This window comes from Alteromonas aestuariivivens (assembly GCF_003367475.1).
Taxonomy (GTDB): domain Bacteria; phylum Pseudomonadota; class Gammaproteobacteria; order Enterobacterales; family Alteromonadaceae; genus Alteromonas; species Alteromonas aestuariivivens.
In genome coordinates this window covers 1-19,516 of sequence record NZ_QRHA01000007.1, presented here as the reverse complement: position 1 = coordinate 19,516, position 19,516 = coordinate 1, and the positions used below count along the sequence as shown (strand labels likewise).

Sequence of the window (19,516 nt, the reverse complement as noted above, 5' to 3'; positions counted from 1 at the left end):
TTTTCAGTTTGTTACAGCATTTTAATTGGAAAAACAGTCAGACTTTTTAGCCTGACTGTCTGCTCGGTTTGTAAGAGTGAGCACTCTTTGCGACGGCTGATACCCGAATCACTACCTCCTGGCTTCAATCCCTCGCTAGGATGCTGTACGCCAGCTTTGGGCTTAACCCAGTAGTGACAGAGCTGATTGCGGACGCTGATTCGCCTGAGCCAGAATGGTGGTGCTGGCCTGCTGGATGATCTGGTTACGGGTCAGATCAGCAGTTTCAGTGGCAAAATCGGTGTCTCTGATGCGTGAACGTGCCGCAGACACGTTTTCAGATATGTTGCTCAGGTTACGAATGGTAGACTGGAAGCGGTTTTGCAGCGCACCCAGGTCGGCACGTACGGCTCCGATACCGGAAATGGCCGCGTCGATTTTCGCCATCATGGCAGAGGCTCCTGCCTGAGTAGCGATAGTCTCACCCGCAATACCCAAACCGGTGGCACTGAATCCCTGAATGTTGGCTTTGGCCATAGTCTGGCTGGACAGATTCACCGAAATGGTCTGGCCGCTGTTGGCACCCACCAGGAATTTGGCAGAGTAGCCGCCATCCAAAATTTTAATGCCGTTGAACTCAGAGTTGGTCGCAATACGCGAAATTTCGGTAGCCAGTTGAGTGACTTCTTTTTGCAGCGCTTCACGGTCTGCGTCACTGTTAATGCCGTTTTGCGATTGTACTGCTAGCTGGCGAATACGTTGCAGCGCAGTAGTGGTTTCCTGCAGTGCTCCTTCCGCAGTTTGTGACAGGGAAATGGCGTCGTTGGCGTTACGAACCGCCTGGTTCAGGCCTTGTACCTGAGACGTCATGCGGTCGGTAATTTGCAGACCGGCGGCGTCGTCGGCAGCGCTGTTGATGCGGAAACCTGAAGACAGACGTTCAAACGAAGTACTCAGGGAATTACCCACATCAAACAACTGACGCTGGGCATTTAATGCGGACACATTGGTATTGACGAATAAAGACATAAGTCTCTCCTACACTCTCAGTCCAGCAGGTGCTGGCTGCCGTGTTACCGGCGTTACAATTTTAGTAGTCACCAACACCTGAGGGGTAATTGATGAACTGGCTCTCTCGGTAACCTTATCGACCCCGGTAAAATTCCCTTTAATAAAAATTGCAAAAAATTTGAATTAGTCAGATCAGGCAGGGTAAAAAAACCAGGTTCAAGGCGTTGTTTCAAAACACATTTGCGCGATAGCCCATTCGCCTGGAAATGTGAATTCCGCGGGCAACAGGCCTTGAAAAGTGAGTTAAATGGAAGTTACGCCTGCGTAGAAAACACGACTGGTAATCAAAGCAATGAGATTAATTTAGTTACTAAATAATGGCTAAGTCTGATCCACCTGAGTGATGGGCATGTATCGGATGACAAACCTTCCGCAGCATGGATGCTGCGGCAGAGCCCAATGGATGGGATTTCGGCGTGTTTGTCATCCGTTACATGCCCATGACTCACAGTTAGGGGTAGTTATTTAGGCTGATGGAGTACAGGCAGAACTGTACCCCAAAATGAAACCCTATCAGAGGTAATTAAACAGCGAGAGGTTGGATATTTTGGGGAAGGTGGCCAGGGCAGCACTCAGGGCTGCTTCCTGGCGCGCAAACTGGGCCGAGGCCTCTGCGTAGTCGGTATCTTCTATCGCAGAACGGGCATCTTTGGCGGCAATTTCCAAATCCAGATTGGTTTCGTATATCGATTCCGCCGCATTGAGACGGCTACCAATGGATGAGCGCTCCAGGGAATTTTTTTGCAGCGCGTTGTCCATCCCCACCAACGCATCGTCCAGCGCACTTTGATAGTCAGCCTGGCTGATGTTTTCATCCGACAACGCCAGAAAGATCTCATGCAGTGTTTGGGCGATATTCTGTTTTTCCGGCGTATCCAGTGAAAAATCCACCGAGTCACCCGCGGTTCCGTTGATGGTAAAGGTCATGCCCTGCATAGTGAACGGTTGCCCGGAGGTAAAATCCACCGTATCGACTACGGCACCGGTGCCCACATTGGTCAGCTGTGCCTGCCCTGTTCCCAAAATGGTAATTTGAAAATCGTTGTTTGCAGAGGTCAGGCCGTCGTAGTTGTTCTTGTGAAAGGTATCGAATGTGCCTTGGGCGGAAATACTGGCGCTGCCTACCGTTGCTCCGGTGCTTCCGGTTATCGAAAAATTAAACCGCGCAAATACATCCTCAAACACCTGCTGGCCGCTGCTGGTACCCTTTAACGTTACACTGTCAGATAACTGGAGCTGGTTGCTACCGGAATCACCCACAAAGGTGATAGCGTTGCCGGTAGCTGCGGGGTTAAAGCTGAATGCCTGACTTTGCGACTGAAACCCCGCAAAAATGAAATTACCGTCCGAATCTTTGGTGTTCATCAGGTCCAGCACTTCGTCGCGGATCTGCTCAATTTCCACCGCCAGTGCGTTGCGATCAGAAGGTGACAACACCCCCGAACCAGCCTGAACAACCAGGGTCCGGGCTTTGTTTACCGAATTGGTAATGTTGGCCAGCACCGTTTCCTGTTGTTCCAGCGCATTAGTCAACATGTTGTTGTTGCGCTGATACTGGGTGATCTTATCCAGTTCTTCGGTCAGGCGAATGACCTGTGCCGCGCCAACCGGGTCATCCGAAGGCTTATTGAGTTTCTTACCAGTGGACAACGCCAGTTGGGTATCGCTCATCCCCTTCTGGTTGTCCATAATGGCCCGAATGTTCTGATCGTAAATCTGATTAGTGGTAACACGCATACTTCATTACCTCGCTGCCGACAGGATAGTGTCAAACAATTCCTGTGCGGTGGTCAAGATCCGGGCTGCAGCGGCATAGGACTGCTGGAAGCGGACCAGATTTGCCGCCTCTTCGTCCAGGCTGACGCCGGATACCGACTCGAACCAGTTACTGGACTGGGTTTTCATCGCTTCGGCTGACTGCAGCGCAATATCCGCGCTGGCCGCGTCTTCGCCGATCCGCCCTACCAGCGAAGAATAGGAATCGTGCAGAGTTCTGGGCTGATTGGCGGTTTCACTGCTCAACTGCACCAGGCCGGCCTGTTGCAGTTTGGACATTGCCAGCGCGTTGGTGTTATCCATGAAACCGCCGGTGTTGAACTGCAGGTTAAAGGTGTCTCCGGCCACCGGTACTCCCTCTAGACTGAAGTCGTAACCCGGGTAATCGTCCAACGCGGAAAAAGCCGCTGGCCACGCCGGCGAAGCACCACTGGTTTTGGCCTGCTCAAGCAGGTTATTGTAATGCGTCACCCCAGTGACTTCTGTGATCACATTGGCAGGCGATTCACCGTCCAACACCTGAAAGCTGCTGGACGAGGTAAAAATGATTTGAGCCGGGGCTCCTACTGAAGCGTCCGGCGAACCAGCCAAATCGTGTATGCCGCCACTGCCGTCAAACGCCGATGCGGAAGCGCCCAGAGATGCGTCCACCGTGGTGTTGGTGATGCTCATGCCGCTGATACGGGCGTTGCCAAGGTTGCTGCTTTGGGCGTCCACACGAATAGGCGCAGACAGCGCTAAATCTTCAGCCCGGGAGGACGCCAGACCAATACCCAAACCACTGTTCTTGGTTGGCTGCATCAGAAACTCATCGCCTACCGCATAACCTGAGCCGGAAGAAAACTCAATTTCAATGCCACCTGGCAGTTCGTTAAACCCGCTACCAACCGCAACATTGGTGTACTCAATGGCATTATTCGAGGAGTCCAGTTTAGGCGAACCGTCACTGTTCAAAAGTTTGATGGTTATTTCTGTCGGCACACCGCCAGATTCAGCGGTGATTTCAATACGGTAGTCCGCATCCGTCAGTTCGGTGCCTTTTCCAGCGGTAAACTGGCCGCTAATGCCCAGGTTTTTGGTTGTGCCATCATTCGGGTCCGGGTCCACATACACACCGGTAAAGCCCGCTATGGAAAAGATATCTCCTCCCAGCTGGCCGTCCAGGTCCATGCCCAGACGGTTCTGGGTATTAACTGCGTCGGCAAAGGCCACTGCCAGCTGCCCCACGTCCCGTTGAGCCGGGCCGAGTACTTCATCACGAAAACGGAACAACCCCCCAAGGCTCCCGCCCAGATCCGTTTCATTGATGTAAATGGACGTATTCTTACTGTCGTCACTATAACCGGTTTTCAGCACCAGTTGCTTGTCGCTCAGATAAGCTTCGCTGCCCAGTGCCAGCACATTAAACGTGCCGTCTTCCAGCACCAGTGATTCACCTGTGCTGAGGCTAACCGTTACTGAACCATTGTCATTTGCACTGTTGCGCACTTCAATCGACATCAGTTCCGCCAATTCGTTGACGGCTTTGTCACGCTCATTCAGCAACGCTCCCGGCTCGGAGCCGGTATTATTGGCTGACGCTACCATCACGGCCTGATTGAGGTCGGCAATGGTTTGAATAAGGCTATTGGCACGATTTACCTGGCTGGCAAATTCAAGATTCAGTTCTTCTTCTTTTTGCGCCATGTAATCAGATAACACCGTCACCTGGCGTAAGAAAGACTCGCCCTTGCTGAGTAACTGTTCCCGTGATGCCAGATTGGTTGGGTCATCGGCCGCCGTTTGCATGGCTGCGAAAAAGCCGCTCAAACCGCTTGATAGCGCATTGGCTTCGTTCGCCAACATGTTGTCCAGCGCGGCGGTTTTTTCCGCAAAGGTCTGCAATTCACCGACCTGGGTAATGTCCCGGCGGAGCTGGTTCTGGGCGAATATATTAATGACCCGCTCAGTCGTTCCCGCACCTACCCCACCCAGTAAATTATTGGAAAACACCGTGCGCTCGCGCACAAAGCCTTCTGTGTTAACATTGGCAATGTTGTTACTGGTGGTTTGCAGTAACTGGTTGCTGGCGTTTACGCCACTGCTGGCAATGGAAAACAGATCGGAGGTTCGGATCATGGCAAATACTCTTTAAGCATTGTTCCGTTGTACACCGCCATCACTTTTGAAGCGTATTCCGGGTCAGTGGCGTAACCCGCCTGTTGCAGGGATTCAAAATACGATTGTGTATCGTGACCGTTGGCGACCGCCTGCTGATATCGTGGCTGGGACTTGATGAATTCCACGTAGTCCTGCAAACCCTGCCCCAACGAATCATACGCACGGAATGCAGCCTTTTGCCTGTTGGCCACACCGCCATTAAACTCCAGCGTACTGACCACAGCCTGATCTCCCTGCCAGTGACGATTTGCTTTAATTCCGAACAGGTTATTACTGCTCTGGCCTTCGCCTTTATGGATAACGTGCTGCCCCCAGCCAGTTTCAACGGCGGCTTGGGCAATCAAGGCTTTGGGATCAGTGCCCAACTCCTGCGCTGCCTGCTTGGCATAAGGGTACAGGCGCGCAATAAAGTCTTGCGCACTTTCGAACATCGGTGCTTTGAAAGCAGCTCCTGCAGCTGGCCGGCTCTGCTCTGGTCCCAGCACATTCTGCTGTGCTTCATCAATTACTTGCTGACGCTGGCGGTTAAGCGACGGCAGGTTAGCATCGTTTCTCAGTACACTGGCGGGCGTGAACGAACCATCCATCTGCCCCAGTTGCTGTACAATCAGCTCTGCCAAACCGAGACCACCGTTGCTGGCCAAATCAGTGGCCATTTGCTGGTCGTGCATGTCACGGTAAAACTTAACCTGCTGGGAATTGAACGGGCTGTCTTCGTCAGCCAGGGCATCCTGGGCCTGGCGCATAGATTTAAGCATCATCTGTACGAAAATCGCTTCAAATTGCTGAGCCGCTTCGTTAAGTACTTTCTCATCTCCGGAGGCAATGGCCTCACGCAGACTGTTGATACTGCCCATATCATGAACGTTGCGCGCCGTTTCAAGCTGGGTTTGGGTATGCAAGGTGTCCATCAGATGATCACCAGTTCACCACGCAAAGCTCCTGCTTGCTGTAAGGCTTCCAGAATGGCCATCAGGTCACCCGGAGCAGCGCCCACTTCATTTACTGCCCGCACAAGCTGATCTAGGGTGATACCCGGTTCAAACTTGAACATGCGGCTGTCGGCCAAATCCACGTCCACCAGCGACTGGGTAGTCACCACAGTTTGGCCTTCTCCCAATGCGTTAGGCTGGCTGACCTGCTGATTTTCGGCGATGGTAACAGTCAGACCTCCGTGAGTAATGGCAGCCGGCAACAAGCGCACATCCTGCCCGATTACAATGGTGCCGGTGCGGCTGTTAATAACCACTCTGGCCGGAGCATCAGCAGGTTCAAATTCAAAATTTTCCAGCGTGGCCAGAAAGCCAACACGCTGGCCGATATCCCGTGGAGCGGAAACTTTCACTGATGCGGCATCCAGCGGAGTGGCAATCACATAACCCTGGTCCGGCTGGGCCCCCAGGCGTTCGTTGATAGTGTCTGCCAGTCTTTTGGCGGTGGAAAAATCCGGATAGTGCAAATTAAGCGTTAAGGAATCACCATTGGCAAAACCACTGGGTACCGACTGCTCGACCAAAGCACCGTTTGGAATACGCCCTACGGTGGGAGTGTTAGCCACAATACGCGAGCCGTCCTGCCCCTCGGCACCAAACCCGCTTACCACCAGACTGCCTTGCGCCACTGCGTAAACATTGCCATCTACACCCTTGAGAAAGGTTTGCAGCAAAGTACCGCCACGCAAGCTGCTGGCTTCGCCCACTGACGATACGGTGATGTCGATAGTCTGGCCCGGCTTGATAAAAGGTGGCAACTCTGCATGCACGGCAACCGCCGCTACGTTTTTGATTTTAGGCTTGGTGTTCGGGTCCAGGCTTATGCCAAAGTTGCTTAGCATGGTTCTGAAGCTTTGCTCTGTAAACGGGCTTTGTTCTCCCGTCCCTGGCAGCCCCACGACCAGACCATAACCTACCAGCTGGTTGCTTCTCACCCCTTGGATATCAGCCACATCCTTGATGCGCTGGGCAAAGGCCATTTGGCTGGTAAAAGCCATCAACGCCATTAAAGAGACATACCACAACTTCATATCACCCTCTCTTAGAACGGCCAGTAATCGGAAGAAAAGAATTTGGTCAGCCAGCCTTTTTCCTGGGCGCGGGCAAAACTGCCGGTGCCGCTGTACTGGATGCGTGCATTCGCTATTTTGGTGGAAACAATTTCGTTTTCCGGGCTGATGTCGGCCGGGCGGATAATACCGGTAAGGCGAATGTATTCGTCACCATGATTCAGGGTCAGCCATTTTTCACCGCGGATCACCAGATTCTGGTTGGCCAACACATCAACCACAGTGACCGAAATGCTGCCGTTCAGGCTGTTGCTCTGTTTGGCTTGGGCGTCCCCTTCGTATTGGTTTGAAGATGTCATGCCAAACTGAATGGACTCATTGCCAATATTTATGGGGTTACCACCTAAACCAAGAATGGGATCGACACTGATGTCGGAATCCCGCGATGTAGAGGTGCCTGCCGATTTGGAAGCGTTGGTGTTTTCCGACAGCGTTACCGTAATGATGTCACCCACCCGGCGGGCGGTTACGTCGGAATACAAACTGTTGGCCATGTGAGGGCGGAACAGGCCACCGTCTTCAACAATGTGCTCACGGGGAATGTCCGGGATCACCGGCGCAAACGAAGGGTCGTTGGCCTGTACCGGTGGGTTCGACGTACTGGCACACCCTGCAAGCACAAGCAGAGCCACACTGAAGACAAACAGTCGCATACTACACCTTACTGCTTAAAGCTGTTGAATAACCTGGCCGAGCATCTGATCAACCGACGAAATCACCTTGGAGTTCATTTCATACAAACGCTGACTCTCAATCAGATTGACCAGTTCTTCAGTGACATTGACGTTGGAGGTTTCCAACGCACCCTGCACAACCGTACCCAAACCCTGCAGGCCCGGGATCCCCTGAATAGGGGCGCCACTCACAGCAGTTTCAACAAACAGGTTTTGCCCCACCGGTTGCAGCCCGGTTGGGTTGATAAAGTCAGAAACATTAATTTGCCCCAATACCTGTGGCTCAGCCTCACCACGAATGCTGGCCGATACTTCACCATCCTGGGAAATGGTCAGTTGCTGGGCGTCTTCCGGAATAGTGATTTCAGGCTGCAGCAGGAAACCAGCACCCGGGGTAACAATTTGCCCCTGGTCGTTCAAGGTAAACTGACCGTTGCGGGTATACGCCAGAGTGCCGTCAGGCTGCAGAATTTCAAAATAGCCCCGGCCCTGAATCATCATGTCGAGAGAGTTTTCGGTGGTCAGCATATTGCCCTGGGTGTGAGCTTTCTGTGTTGCGACCACTTTGGAACCAGCACCCAGCATCAAACCAGACGGCTTTTCAGTGTCAGCCGAGGAACGGCCACCAGGCTGGTTTATATTCTGATAAAGCAAATCTTCAAAGATTGCGCGGTCTTTTTTAAACCCCACAGTAGATGCGTTTGCCAGGTTGTTTGATACCACGGAAACGTCTGTTTGCGCGGCGTCTAACCCGGTTTTACTGATCCAAAGTGCTGGATGCATAATGACCTCCTGACTACACCGAAGGCCCCTGCCTTCTGATACAGTTTGTTTTAAGTTAATTACATAATGCGCAGCAACATATTGCCCTGAGAGGCAAGTTCGTCTGCTTTTTTCATCATTTTCACCTGCATGTCATAGTGACGTTGCAGGCTGATCATATGGACCATCTCGTCAACCGCATTAACATTGGAACCTTCCAGCATACCCGAAAGAATTTTGACACCCTCATCGGCATCTGCCGCCAGACCGTTCTTCATGCGAAAAAGGCCGTCACTTCCCCGCTCAATGCTGGTCAACTGAGGATTCACAAGTTTCAGCCGCCCTACATCCTGGGAGACATTTTCAGGGGCACCCAGGGGGCGGGTTGAGATGGTGCCATCAGCGGCAATATTCAGGTTTTCCAGCGGCACAGGCAGGTACATGGGGCCGTTGTCGCCCATCACGATATTGCCGCTCATGTCCGTCAAAACTCCGTCGGCATTCAACTGAAAACTGCCGTCACGGGAATACGCTTCCTGGCCATTGGCATCCTGTACGGTGAACCAGCCATCACCCTGAATGGCAACGTCTAAATCTCTGCCGGTCTGGATCATAGGGCCGGATTCGTAATTGTTACCGGGGCTTTCGGTCATTGAAAATACCCGGGTCGGCAAACCTTCGCCGTACACCGGCATAGCCCGCGCCTGCTCAAGCTGAGCCTTGAACCCATTGGTTTGTGCGTTGGCCAGATTGTTGGCCCGCAGCCCGGTGGCCATCAGGTCTTGCTTCGCGCCGCTGGCGGCAATATAGAGTAATTTATCCATGACTGACTTTTGACGATAAGGAACCGTTACCTGTTACTCTGCAAAGGTAATGCCAGAACTGATAACTGGGGGGGAGAGAAGCTGCGGGGCAATAAAAAAGGCCGCAGGGTTGCGGCCTCTTGAGGGTTTATTCAGACTATCGGATATTCAGAATGGTCTGGTTAAGCTGATTGTTAACTTCCAGTGCACGGGAGTTAGCCTGGAAATTACGCTGGGCGATGATCATATCAATCAGCTCAGTGGTCAGGTTTACGTTGGCCTGTTCCAGGGCTGAGGAATTGATTTCACCAAATGTACCTGTAGTAGCTTCGCCAGCCAGCGCTTCACCGGAAAGAATACTCTCTTTCCACTGGGTGCTGCTTTCCTGGGTCAGGCCCTGCTCGTTGGAGAACCGCACCAGTGCCACGCGCACAATAGGCTCAGAAGTACCGTTAGAGAAAGTCGCCCGCACCAGGCCGTCAGGCCCGATATCAATACCGGTCAGGCGCCCTACCGGCAAACCGTCCTGCTCCAGAGAGGTAACTTCAAACGACGAAGCAAACTGGGTTGGCTCGCTGGTGGTAGCACTGGCCGGGTTAAGGTTGAAGTCCACTGCAATTTGCTGCGTATCATCAGACCCATTAGACAGAATGCTGGCGCCCAGCGATTCAGTACGAATTTTGTAATCGGTGGTAGAAATGCCATCCGGCGATTGAATGCCAATGAAATCACCACCAGCGCTGAACTGCATTTTGGCTGCCGTGACACCGTTACCTGTGCTGGTACCCACAGAATGAACCGCCGTCGCCGTGTTGGAGTTGCTGCCATCGGAGTTGACCAGATCAACCAGTTGGTCATCAACCGAGGTAGCCACATACCACTCGTTATCCACACCGGTGGTATTATCTTTGATAAAGTAGTAGGTCATTACATGGCTGTCGCCCAATGAGTCGTAAACGGTCACTGAGGTGGCGGCATTGTAGGAAAGCGGATCATCGGGGTCAAACTGTGCCGGGTCGAGGCCAGAATCTGCCGCCGGCAAGTTCATACGAATGTCTACTTCTGATGTTTGCTGAGGTGAACCGGAGGAATCAGGAACCCGGACCGGAACCGTGGTACTCAATGCGACTGAAGAGCTGCTGCCGTCGGAGTTGACCGGGAAGCCCAGCAGGTTATCGCCGTTGCTGTTCACCACGAAGTTATCCGAGTCCAGTTTAAACTGGCCGGCTCGGGTAAAGGAAAAATCCCGTGAGGTGATTTCAGGTACGGTGGCAAAAAAACCATTACCAGTGATGGCCAGGTCCAGCGCAGTATTGGTAAATTGCAGGCTACCCTGGGAAAACTGTTGTGCCACTTCCTGGGTCAGCACGCCGTCTCCCACCTTGGTTTTGCTGCCAGCCAGCAATGATGACGCGTACACATCACCAAACTCAGCACGCGACTCCTTAAAGCCTACGGTATTGACATTCGCAATGTTGTTGGCGGTTACATCCAGGTCTTTCTGCGCAGCGGATACGCCACTTAATGCAATGTTAAAAGACATACTTCTTACTCCTACTAACTGCCGATCTGAATGACGTCATCAAGGTTGATACTGACATCACCGTCCAAATTCAAAATAATTCCCTGACCGCTGCCAGCCAGGCTTACGCTACCAACATGACGATTTACGGCGGTAGCGGCTGCCACCCCTTCACCGTTCAGTTTTCCGCTGGCTCGCACTACGTATTCACCGCTTGGCATAGGATTCCCTTTAGCGTCGGTACCATCCCATTTAAATTCGATATTTCCAGCGGCCTGCGTACCCACGTCAATGGTTTTGATGATCTCGCCGTACTGGTTCTCAATAGTGATTTGCATGTCCTGCAGAGTCTGATCATTCACCACAACACCACTGAACCCGGCACCGTCTTCACCGACATAACCCACATTCCCCTGTACCAACACATCCTGACCGATGAGGCTTGAAGCCTGCAAAGCCTGGTTTGAGGTCATTGAAGCGGCAAAGGACTCGAATCTCTGATTGAGTTGCTGAATACCGTCTGCCATGGTGAACGACGTCATCTGCGCCACCATCTGGTCGTTATCCACCGGCTTGGTTGGGTCCTGATTGGCCAGTTGCTCGGTCAGCAACGAGAAAAAATCTTCCTGGGTCAGATTCTGTTCGGTACCGTCGGCAACGGGTACGGTCTCTTCCTGCCAGTAAAGGTCAGTTCGAAGCCCTGTGTTGCCAGTACTATTAATGGTGCCCACGCTTATTTCCTCACATTCACACTAGCGGCAAATTATTGCCCTTGTCCGAGTTGCAGTACCCGGCGAAAAATTTTTTTGGTGGTGTCTGCCACCTGTACATTGGTTTCATAGGCTTTGGAGGCCGACATCATGTTGGCCATTTCCTCTACCACATTCACATTTGGCTTATAGATGTAACCGTTCTCGTCAGCGAGCGGATTATTGGGTGCGTATTCCATTTGCAATGGCGCATCACTTTCCACCACCCCCATAACTCTGACACCCACACCTTTACTTTGATCTTCAGTTGCGCGAGCCAGTTCTGCAGCGAACACAGGGTGCCGGGCTTTATAAGTTTCGTCGTAGCTGCTGCTAACGCTGTTGGCGTTAGCGATGTTACTGGCGGTAGTATTAAGGCGAACACTTTCCGCTTCCATGCCTTTACTGGAAATAGACATAACATTAAACAAACTCATGCGCCTTGCCCTCCGCTCAGTGCTTTTTTCATGCCTTTGATTTTGCCATCGAGGAATTGTACGCCTGCCTGATAGCGCATTGCGGTATCCAGAAACTCGTTGCGCTCAGCCTGCGCTTCCACGGTATTACCGTCTCCGGTATCCGGCTGGGTCGGGATGCGATACTGCAAGTCCCAGCTGGTGTTCATACTGCCGGCAATGTGATTTTCATGCGTACGAACCATACCCTGGCCCTGCTGATCCCGTGCCGAAGCCATAGCCTGCTTGAAGTCAATATCCCGGGCTTTGTATCCGGGTGTATTGGCGTTCGCCAAATTTCCGGCGATCACTTCCATCTTGTCCTGGCGGATATTCAGTGCTTTCTGATGAAAACCAACTAAGCGGTCTAGGTTAATGGCCATAAAAAACTCCTCGTTTGCAATGGGATTTGCAAATTAGGTGCCAAAAATTCAGAAATGTATTTTTAATTTTTAAGAATCAGGGCTTACGCTGGTAATACAGGCCTGGGTGGCACTTAACCATGGTATAGAGTTCCGCTGCGCTGCTGATAGATTCAGATGCACCGAGGAAAAGGATGCCGCCTGGCTGTTGCAGGGCGGCAATTTGTTGCAGTATTTTCTGTTTTACCGGTGGCGCAAAGTAAATCAGCACATTACGGCAAAACACAATATCGAAGGTGCCCATGCCCGCATAGGAATGCAGCAGGTTGAGGCTGCGAAACTTTACCATATTGCGAACTTCAGGCTTCAGTTGCCGCAACCCGCCTTCATGAGCGGTAAAAAAGCGTTCACGACGTTCTTCCGACAAGCCCCTGGCCAGTGACAATTCGTCATACAGGCCCACATCGGATTTTGCCAGCATCGCGGATGACAAGTCTGTTGCTACAATTTCAACTCCCATGCGCAATGCGCCCGGTTGCCGACGCTGATACTCCAGCACAGACATGGCAATTGAATATGGCTCCTGACCAGAAGAACAGGCGGCACTCCAGATCCTCAGACGTCGGCCGAGGCTGGCAAACATTGGGAGCAAGTCTTTTTGCAGTACTTCGAAAGGGTAGCCATCACGAAACCACAGGGTTTCGTTGGTCGTCATGGCGTCAATAACCTGTTGTAACAACACCCGGTTGCTGCCGGACATGGCAGTTTTAATGAGTGTGTCCAGGGAGTCAAAATCAAACTGGTACAGGAGCGAAGAAAGACGGCTGCGGACCAGATACTGTTTGTTATCGCCCAGCACAATACCGCATTGGGATTCCAGGTACTGGCCAAATATTCGGTAGCAGTCCGCCGATACTTCTTTGTTCTTCAAACGTATACGACTCCGCTATTTAACCGGAGCCGTAAGCCATTTTTGAACGGCTGTGGCCAGTTCATCCGGGTGGAACTTGGCGATGAAATCATCGGCCCCAACCTTTTGCACCATGGCCTGATTGAAAACGCCGCTCAATGAAGTATGCAAAATCACGTTCAATTTTTGCAGTTCCGGAGCATTTTTTACTTCCGCTGTGAGGGTATAGCCATCCATTTCCGGCATTTCAATATCCGACACCAGTACCCCAACCTTGTCGGTAACATTGCCGGTTTCCTCAGCCAGTTCACGCAGCCGTTTAAGGGCTTCAGCGCCATTTTTGGCAACCTCAATTTCCAGCCCAAGAGAACTCAGTGCTTTAACAACCTGACCGCGGGCAACAGCAGAATCATCGGCAACAAAGATAATTTTATCCTCGTGACCTTCACTGCTGAGACCTTTTGCAACCTCTTCACTGACATCACTGTTGAGTGGAGAAATGTCATTCAGGATCTTCTCAACATCGAGAATTTCCACCAACTCCTTTTCCACTTCAGTAACCGCTGTCAGATAGCTGGCTCGGCCACTGCCTTTCGGAGGCGGCATGATATTGTCCCAATTGGTATTCACGATGCGCTCTACGGCACCAACCAAAAATCCCTGCACGGAGCGATTGTATTCGGCGATGATGATGAAAGCGCTGGAGAGGTCTTGAATGGGCTTTCCACCGGTGGCCATGCTCAGGTCAATGACAGAAATAGCCTGCCCGCGAATGTGGGCAACCCCTCGCACCAACGCATTCAGCTTTGGAATTGCGGTTAACGGGGGGCATTGCAACACCTCCCTGACCTTAAACACGTTGATCCCAAATCGCTGCCGACCGTTTAGCCTGAACAACAACAACTCAAGTCGGTTTTGTCCCACCAGTTGGGTCCGTTGATTAACGGAGTCGAGAATTCCTGACATACCTCACCTCTTCAATTTTGGGCATGAACATTGCGTTGCACCTTACCACTATATTCATAACAGTAAAATCGCCAAAATTCTGACGCTGCAATGCGGTGCTCAGATGGCACAATCATAGACAAAATGACTTCACGTGAACACGAAAAAATTTGGTTTAGAGTAGGTTGCACAGCATTTGCTCCAATCACGGCCACTATTCTGCTGTTAATGCTCATCTTTTTAACCCCAGCTACTGCACTTGCTGTCGAACCCCAAACACGGCATGAGCATCTGAGCCAGGGCGCTCAGCAATACCTGCAGCAGGCCATCGGCACCATGAATGAAGATGACAAGCTCCATATCGACATGGTTGCCATCGACTCCAGAATTTCCATTCCGGACTGCCCTACCGGCTTTCAGTATCATGTTGGTGACGAAGCACTGCTACAGTCCTATCTGTCGGTGCGCGTCAGTTGCGCTAACAACGACTGGTACCTGTTCACCAACGCCAGAATTACCCGCACCCGCAGTGTGGTCGTAACATCGGGCATGATTAGCCCCGGCACTCTGCTGACTTCACAAAATCTCGAACTTGCCGACATTGAAGTAAATCGACTCCGGCACACAGCCTTCACCAACATAAAGGATTTGATTGGCGCCCGCATGAAGCACAGAGTTAGACCTGGCCAGCCGATTCAGACAAACATGCTGTGCTTTGTTTGTAAAGGTGATCGTATTACAATAAGCGCCGGGACCAACGTAATGCGGGTAAAAACCGCCGGAATCGCCCAGCAGGATGGCGTGATTGGTGATACCATTGAGGTCATCAACGCCCAATCGCAGAAGTCTGTGATTGCTGAGGTAGCCAGCACCCAGGAAGTAGTGGTAAATTTATAACCGAAAAAGCCGAAAAATCACGTGATTGGTGCTAAAGAATGGGTCAGTACTGCCGATAACCATACTGAGGTGTTATACAGGTAGTGGAATGAGATATGGCAATTAATAATGTAAATGGGGGCGGTCCGAAAGCCCCGCTCGAAAACAAGATCACCAACCAACAGTCCCAGAACCAGACTGAGGCGCAGCAACAGGCAGCCAACAAAGCTGCAGTTACAGCTCAGCCACGTCAGGATTCCGTATCGTTGACTCAATCTGCCCAGCAGTTAAACCAGGTGCAGAAGCGTGCCAGTGAAGCTCCGGTAAACCAGGAAAAAGTCGACAAGCTTAAAAAGGCAATACAAAGCGGCCAGTACCGCATTGATCCAGATTCAATGGCCAGAAAGATTGCCCGCCTGGAAGCCCAGGTGTTCGGTATTAAGTCGTAGGTTCTTGATGACGGGGCAATCTCTGCATCTGGCATTACAGCAACAGGTTGAAAACCTGCAAGCCCTGTCCGGCTTGCTGGAGCAGGAGCTTCACCTGATAAGTTGCCGTGATGCCGAGGCGCTGATGACACTGCTCAACGAAAAAGAACAGACACTGGAACAGATCCAGAAACTGGATGCCGAAGTTACACCGCTGCATCAGCAAAAAATAGCCCAAGAGGCTCTCAGCGACGAAGAGCAACACCTCATTTCCACTGCTCAATCGTTGCTTGACGAATGCAAATATCGCACTGAAATCAACCAGAAAGCCGTCGAACAGGGTCAGTTGAGACTGACACATCTACGTAATCTGATGATGGAAGTACGGGCAAAAGAGTCAATGACATACGACAAAAAAGGCAAAACCAGCGGCGCCTCTGCCAGCAAAGGATACCGGGCCTGAGCCTCATAAAACGGCTATCACTTTAATGCCAGTTCACGGGCTGGCATAAATTACTTTTAACAGGCGCTTAGCCCATCAGTAATACTTAACTGCCTTGATTCGTTTGGGTTTGGCAGTAGTCAGGTAAATATCGTACACCTTCTGCATGTCCAGCTTGAGTTCGGTCACATAGGTATCTTCACCTATCGCGTAGGTTTTCACTACCTCCGCACCACGAATCACACCCTGAACGGAAGACTGGAGACGGGCGTCCTCAACAACCAGATTAGCCACCGACAGTTCGCCGTCAATGCGCTGCCCATAAACCTGTTCTGCAAGTTCACGATAGGCATCGAGTTTTGACGCTTTCATGGCAAGCAGCATTCTCTGACCGTCGGTCTGCCCCCGCTGGGATGCGATAGGCGCATAACCAACAGCATTGAGTACCGGATAAGTTTGTGGTTCGATTCTTTCCCATTCCACATGTTTGTCAACCAGATGGCTGCACGCACTCAGCGACAGGGCACTGACGCCCAGCAGTAATGTTGTGATGACGGTATAACTTCTCATCCGTTGCCTCAGTGTTGTGTTGACGACCGGACCTGCATTTCAGGCGCGGCAGGAATTTTCTGTTGTACCCGAACTCAGCAAATTCCGTGCCTGGGAAATTTAGGAACGCATTGTGCTTATACAGACTCAATAAAACGAAACAATGGCGGCTTACCCGGAAGGGGTAAAGCCCTTAATTAAGGGCAGATAGGCAGGCAACAAGCCCGTTTTTCTCCGCACCCGGCAGTAAAATGGCAACTGATACATGAAAAACTGGCTCAACAATCTTTCAAGCAAAACTTTTTCACGGCAATTCCGGTATGCCACACTTTGCCTGGCAAGCCTGTTGTCGTGGCAAGTCCCTGCCGCCTGGTACGAAGCACAAGGCCAGGCTGTCATTGTTAACGGCAATAAGGAGGCAGCTCGCAAGCAGGCGACCGAGGAAGCAATAAAACAAGCCTTACTGTTCGCCGGAGCCTCTGTGCACAGTGTCCAGACCCTGACCAACGGCCTGCTGAGCAGCGAATCCTTTCAGGTATCTGCCAATGGCGAAGTAAATGACGTGGAGCTGGTTCGTGAAAAATGGCATGCTGATTACATTACCGTAACCCTACGAGCTGATATTTTTGCTTCTGCTGACCAGTGCAATTCCGCTGTCCTGCAAAAATATATCGCCACCAGTCACTTCCCTCTGCAGCATCCCGCACAGGCACAGGATGGCCAGATACAGGCGTTAAGCGCAGAATTGCCGGTAGCGCTGAAAAACACTCTGCGACATCAGCAATCCGCGGTTACCATTCAGCACATTTCACCCTATGCGGTTAAGTGGTGGGATTCACCGGTAATGGAGCAGGCCCCGGCGCTGGCCAGACAGGGTAAATCCCAATACACATTAGCGGCGTCTGTTACAGATTTGAGCCTTGAGAGAAAACCACCATCGCTGGCGACGTTCTGGCAGGCAGATAACGCAACAAGGCAATTTGCCCTTCAAATCGATATCATCGACAGCGTCAATGGAGCGCGTATTTTCAGCCGGCAGTATCACAATTCGGCCCAGTGGGAGTTTGACCGCTTCAGCCAGGTGGACGTTGCCGGCCAAGCCTTCTGGCAATCTCAGTACGGTGCAATGATAAGCTCCGTATTATCAGAAATAAGTCGGGACGTTACCGATGCGCTTGCCTGCCAGCCACTAACAGGCAGGGTCCTCAGAGTAAACAACGATCAGCTGGACGTATCAGTTGGACTGGCGCACGGGGTTGCGGTGGGTGACATTCTCTCACTGTACCAGACAGAACGCTTTACCAATCAGTACGGACAGGAATACCAGCAATACCGGCTCTACCCAACCAGGGTGCGCGTGATTGAGGCATTTGCCGACACGGCTACGGTTGTCGCTGAAGACAATGGAATTCTGGCGAATATTCAGCCAAATGATTTTGTTACCAAACGTTAGGCCTTTCACTCTGTGAAATGCCCGTTATAATGGGGCGCATCTGAATGGTGGCAGACATCAGTCAGTTACGTCCCCATAGTTTAACTGGATAAAACAAGAGCCTCCTAAGCCACATCTTTAGAATGAGCGTGAAATTTTTGTCAAATTTTGGCTCATTTAATTTCTTGTTATATACCACCCATTAATTCAGAAGCCTTGAAAGGCAATTAATACGTGGTATATTACCTATAATTATTTATTATATATCTATAATATCATTTTGTTATATAGAGTTCAATATTGAAACCTATAGAGCTAATGCACTATTGCTGCACTATGGAGCATTATTTTGAAACAAAGTAATAGCCGCTTTCGTCTGAGTAAAACATCAATATCCCAACTCAAGGGAGAAGACCTGAATGGTAGACAAAGTAAAGACTTTTACGATTCAGACCAGAAGGGTTTGATACTACGACTGACCAAAACAGCCAAAACGTTTTACGTTTATGTAGATCGAAGGATGAAGCGGCTAGATCGGTTTGATCAATTCGAATCTGGTGAGGGCATGACACTACAACAGGCTCGCTTAGCTGCCGCCAACATGCTCAAACAATCTGAAACTTATTCGCCGTACATAACCTCCATGACTCTAGGGGAGTACATCGACTTAAGATACCGACAAGACAGAAGAGAAATAGCAAAGCCAGTAACCGAGCTAACTATTTCAAGAATAAAAAATGAATTTCCTCATCTACTTGGTAAAAAGTTGAGAGATATTGGGAATGAAGACATTGATTCGTGGAGAAGAGCGAAGCCTACAAAGGAAGTAACAAAAAGAAAGTTCTATATGATGCTAAGAGCAGTGTTCAACACACTGGTCAAAAAGGATTACTTTACCGAGAACCCTATTCGACCAGTAAACTTTCATAATGACGGACAGACTGACAAAACTGTATACAGTAGTCTGAGCTACAAAAAAGTATCTAAATTTATAGATTCCTTGAACACATCCATCGAAGGAAAATTTGTTGTATTGACTTTAATGCTTACAGGCGGTCGCCCTATAGAGATTCTAAGGTCAAGCAAGGAGCAATATAACGTTCAAAAAGATGGCATTACGAGTGTTTACTATCCCAGACGTTACTCGAAAAGCGGAGAACGAACTGTATATTTCAAAAATAAAATCTGGCGAAAATATTTTAATCTCATTATTGAGGAACGGGAACAAAGCCCCGAAAAGTTAAAATCTAATAGATTATTAACAAACGTGTATGTAAGAAATGATGAGGTCGTAGCAAAAGCTTATACACAACAAATCTACCGCCCTACTTGGACGGCGGGTAATCCTCCCATTTTTAACTGACGCTAAAAGTAGAAGTTATGCTGCCATCAAAGGTGGTTTTCCACCGTTGGCTTTGTGTGGTCGTTCGTGATTGTAAAACCACAGCCACTTCGTTGCATAGTCCTGCACCTCTTCGATTGATTCGAACAGGTGCTTACTGACCCAGCTGTAACGCATTGTTCGGTTGTGACGTTCGATGTATGCGTTTTGCTGAGGC

21 protein-coding genes are annotated in these 19,516 nt (G+C 50.7%); 5 read left to right on the top strand and 16 right to left on the bottom strand.

Annotated features, from left to right (window positions below; translation table 11 throughout):
• Positions 1-162: 162 nt before the first annotated feature.
• The 14 genes from DXV75_RS10415 to DXV75_RS10350 form a co-directional block, all read right to left on the bottom strand.
• Positions 163-1,008 carry a flagellin N-terminal helical domain-containing protein gene (locus tag DXV75_RS10415; RefSeq protein WP_115593366.1) on the bottom strand — a complete coding sequence of 282 codons (846 nt, stop codon included), beginning with the start codon at positions 1,006-1,008 and terminating at the stop codon, positions 163-165.
• Between the two features lie 555 nt (positions 1,009-1,563).
• The gene (flgL, locus tag DXV75_RS10410) at positions 1,564-2,787 is read right to left on the bottom strand and encodes a flagellar hook-associated protein FlgL (protein WP_115593365.1); all 1,224 of its coding nucleotides are present in this window, start codon (positions 2,785-2,787) and stop codon (positions 1,564-1,566) included.
• Positions 2,788-2,793: 6 nt separating this feature from the next.
• Positions 2,794-4,944: a flagellar hook-associated protein FlgK gene (gene flgK, locus DXV75_RS10405; RefSeq protein ID WP_115593364.1), complete on the bottom strand. Its 2,151-nt coding sequence runs from the start codon at positions 4,942-4,944 to the stop codon at positions 2,794-2,796.
• Positions 4,941-5,897, bottom strand: a complete 957-nt coding sequence (gene flgJ / locus DXV75_RS10400) for a flagellar assembly peptidoglycan hydrolase FlgJ (protein WP_115593363.1) — start codon at positions 5,895-5,897, stop codon at positions 4,941-4,943. Before flgJ ends, flgK begins: the two co-directional genes overlap by 4 nt.
• A complete protein-coding gene (locus DXV75_RS10395) occupies positions 5,897-7,009 on the bottom strand; it encodes a flagellar basal body P-ring protein FlgI (protein ID WP_115593362.1) in 1,113 nt (370 codons plus the stop codon). The genes flgJ and DXV75_RS10395 overlap by 1 nt, the downstream gene beginning before the upstream one ends.
• 11 nt (positions 7,010-7,020) lie before the next feature.
• A complete protein-coding gene (gene flgH / locus DXV75_RS10390) occupies positions 7,021-7,701 on the bottom strand; it encodes a flagellar basal body L-ring protein FlgH (protein WP_115593361.1) in 681 nt (226 codons plus the stop codon).
• A 15-nt stretch (positions 7,702-7,716) separates the two neighbouring features.
• Positions 7,717-8,505 (bottom strand): flagellar basal-body rod protein FlgG, encoded by a 789-nt coding sequence (gene flgG / locus DXV75_RS10385; protein WP_115593360.1) that lies wholly within the window; start codon positions 8,503-8,505, stop codon positions 7,717-7,719.
• Between the two features lie 59 nt (positions 8,506-8,564).
• Positions 8,565-9,308 (bottom strand): flagellar basal-body rod protein FlgF, encoded by a 744-nt coding sequence (gene flgF / locus DXV75_RS10380; protein WP_115593359.1) that lies wholly within the window; start codon positions 9,306-9,308, stop codon positions 8,565-8,567.
• Positions 9,309-9,444: 136 nt separating this feature from the next.
• Positions 9,445-10,830, bottom strand: coding sequence for a flagellar hook protein FlgE (flgE, locus tag DXV75_RS10375; RefSeq protein ID WP_115593358.1), 1,386 nt, complete (start codon positions 10,828-10,830; stop codon positions 9,445-9,447).
• A gap of 14 nt (positions 10,831-10,844) precedes the next feature.
• Positions 10,845-11,531: a flagellar hook assembly protein FlgD gene (gene flgD, locus DXV75_RS10370; protein WP_115593591.1), complete on the bottom strand. Its 687-nt coding sequence runs from the start codon at positions 11,529-11,531 to the stop codon at positions 10,845-10,847.
• 41 nt (positions 11,532-11,572) lie between these two features.
• A complete protein-coding gene (gene flgC, locus DXV75_RS10365; protein ID WP_115593357.1) occupies positions 11,573-11,995 on the bottom strand; it encodes a flagellar basal body rod protein FlgC in 423 nt (140 codons plus the stop codon).
• Positions 11,992-12,396: a flagellar basal body rod protein FlgB gene (gene flgB, locus DXV75_RS10360; protein WP_115593356.1), complete on the bottom strand. Its 405-nt coding sequence runs from the start codon at positions 12,394-12,396 to the stop codon at positions 11,992-11,994. Before flgB ends, flgC begins: the two co-directional genes overlap by 4 nt.
• Positions 12,397-12,472: 76 nt before the next feature.
• Entirely contained in the window at positions 12,473-13,306 is an 834-nt protein-coding gene (locus DXV75_RS10355; protein ID WP_115593355.1) for a CheR family methyltransferase, read from the bottom strand.
• 15 nt (positions 13,307-13,321) lie between these two features.
• Complete coding sequence (locus DXV75_RS10350) at positions 13,322-14,251, bottom strand: chemotaxis protein CheV (protein ID WP_115593354.1); 930 nt, start codon at positions 14,249-14,251, stop codon at positions 13,322-13,324.
• A 207-nt stretch (positions 14,252-14,458) separates the two neighbouring features.
• On the opposite strand from DXV75_RS10350, the gene flgA reads away from it, so the two are divergent.
• From flgA to flgN, 3 genes are all read left to right on the top strand, one after another.
• Positions 14,459-15,127 (top strand): flagellar basal body P-ring formation chaperone FlgA, encoded by a 669-nt coding sequence (gene flgA, locus DXV75_RS10345; RefSeq protein ID WP_245953174.1) that lies wholly within the window; start codon positions 14,459-14,461, stop codon positions 15,125-15,127.
• Positions 15,128-15,222: 95 nt separating this feature from the next.
• Positions 15,223-15,555 carry a flagellar biosynthesis anti-sigma factor FlgM gene (gene flgM / locus DXV75_RS10340; protein WP_115593352.1) on the top strand — a complete coding sequence of 111 codons (333 nt, stop codon included), beginning with the start codon at positions 15,223-15,225 and terminating at the stop codon, positions 15,553-15,555.
• 7 nt (positions 15,556-15,562) lie between these two features.
• Positions 15,563-15,997: a flagellar export chaperone FlgN gene (gene flgN, locus DXV75_RS10335; protein WP_115593351.1), complete on the top strand. Its 435-nt coding sequence runs from the start codon at positions 15,563-15,565 to the stop codon at positions 15,995-15,997.
• 75 nt (positions 15,998-16,072) lie between these two features.
• On the opposite strand, the gene DXV75_RS10330 is transcribed toward flgN, so the two are convergent.
• Positions 16,073-16,546 carry an LPP20 family lipoprotein gene (locus tag DXV75_RS10330; protein ID WP_115593350.1) on the bottom strand — a complete coding sequence of 158 codons (474 nt, stop codon included), beginning with the start codon at positions 16,544-16,546 and terminating at the stop codon, positions 16,073-16,075.
• 244 nt (positions 16,547-16,790) lie between these two features.
• Between DXV75_RS10330 and DXV75_RS10325 the strand changes: the two genes are divergently transcribed.
• Together DXV75_RS10325 and DXV75_RS10320 are read left to right on the top strand one after the other, a co-directional pair.
• The gene (locus DXV75_RS10325) at positions 16,791-17,978 is read left to right on the top strand and encodes a flagellar assembly protein T N-terminal domain-containing protein (RefSeq protein ID WP_115593349.1); all 1,188 of its coding nucleotides are present in this window, start codon (positions 16,791-16,793) and stop codon (positions 17,976-17,978) included.
• 328 nt (positions 17,979-18,306) lie between these two features.
• A complete protein-coding gene (locus DXV75_RS10320; RefSeq protein ID WP_115593348.1) occupies positions 18,307-19,320 on the top strand; it encodes a DUF4102 domain-containing protein in 1,014 nt (337 codons plus the stop codon).
• A 15-nt stretch (positions 19,321-19,335) separates the two neighbouring features.
• Here the strand turns inward: DXV75_RS10320 and DXV75_RS10315 are convergent.
• A partial coding sequence (locus DXV75_RS10315) for an integrase core domain-containing protein (RefSeq protein ID WP_147291823.1) occupies positions 19,336-19,516 on the bottom strand: 181 nt, incomplete at its 5' end.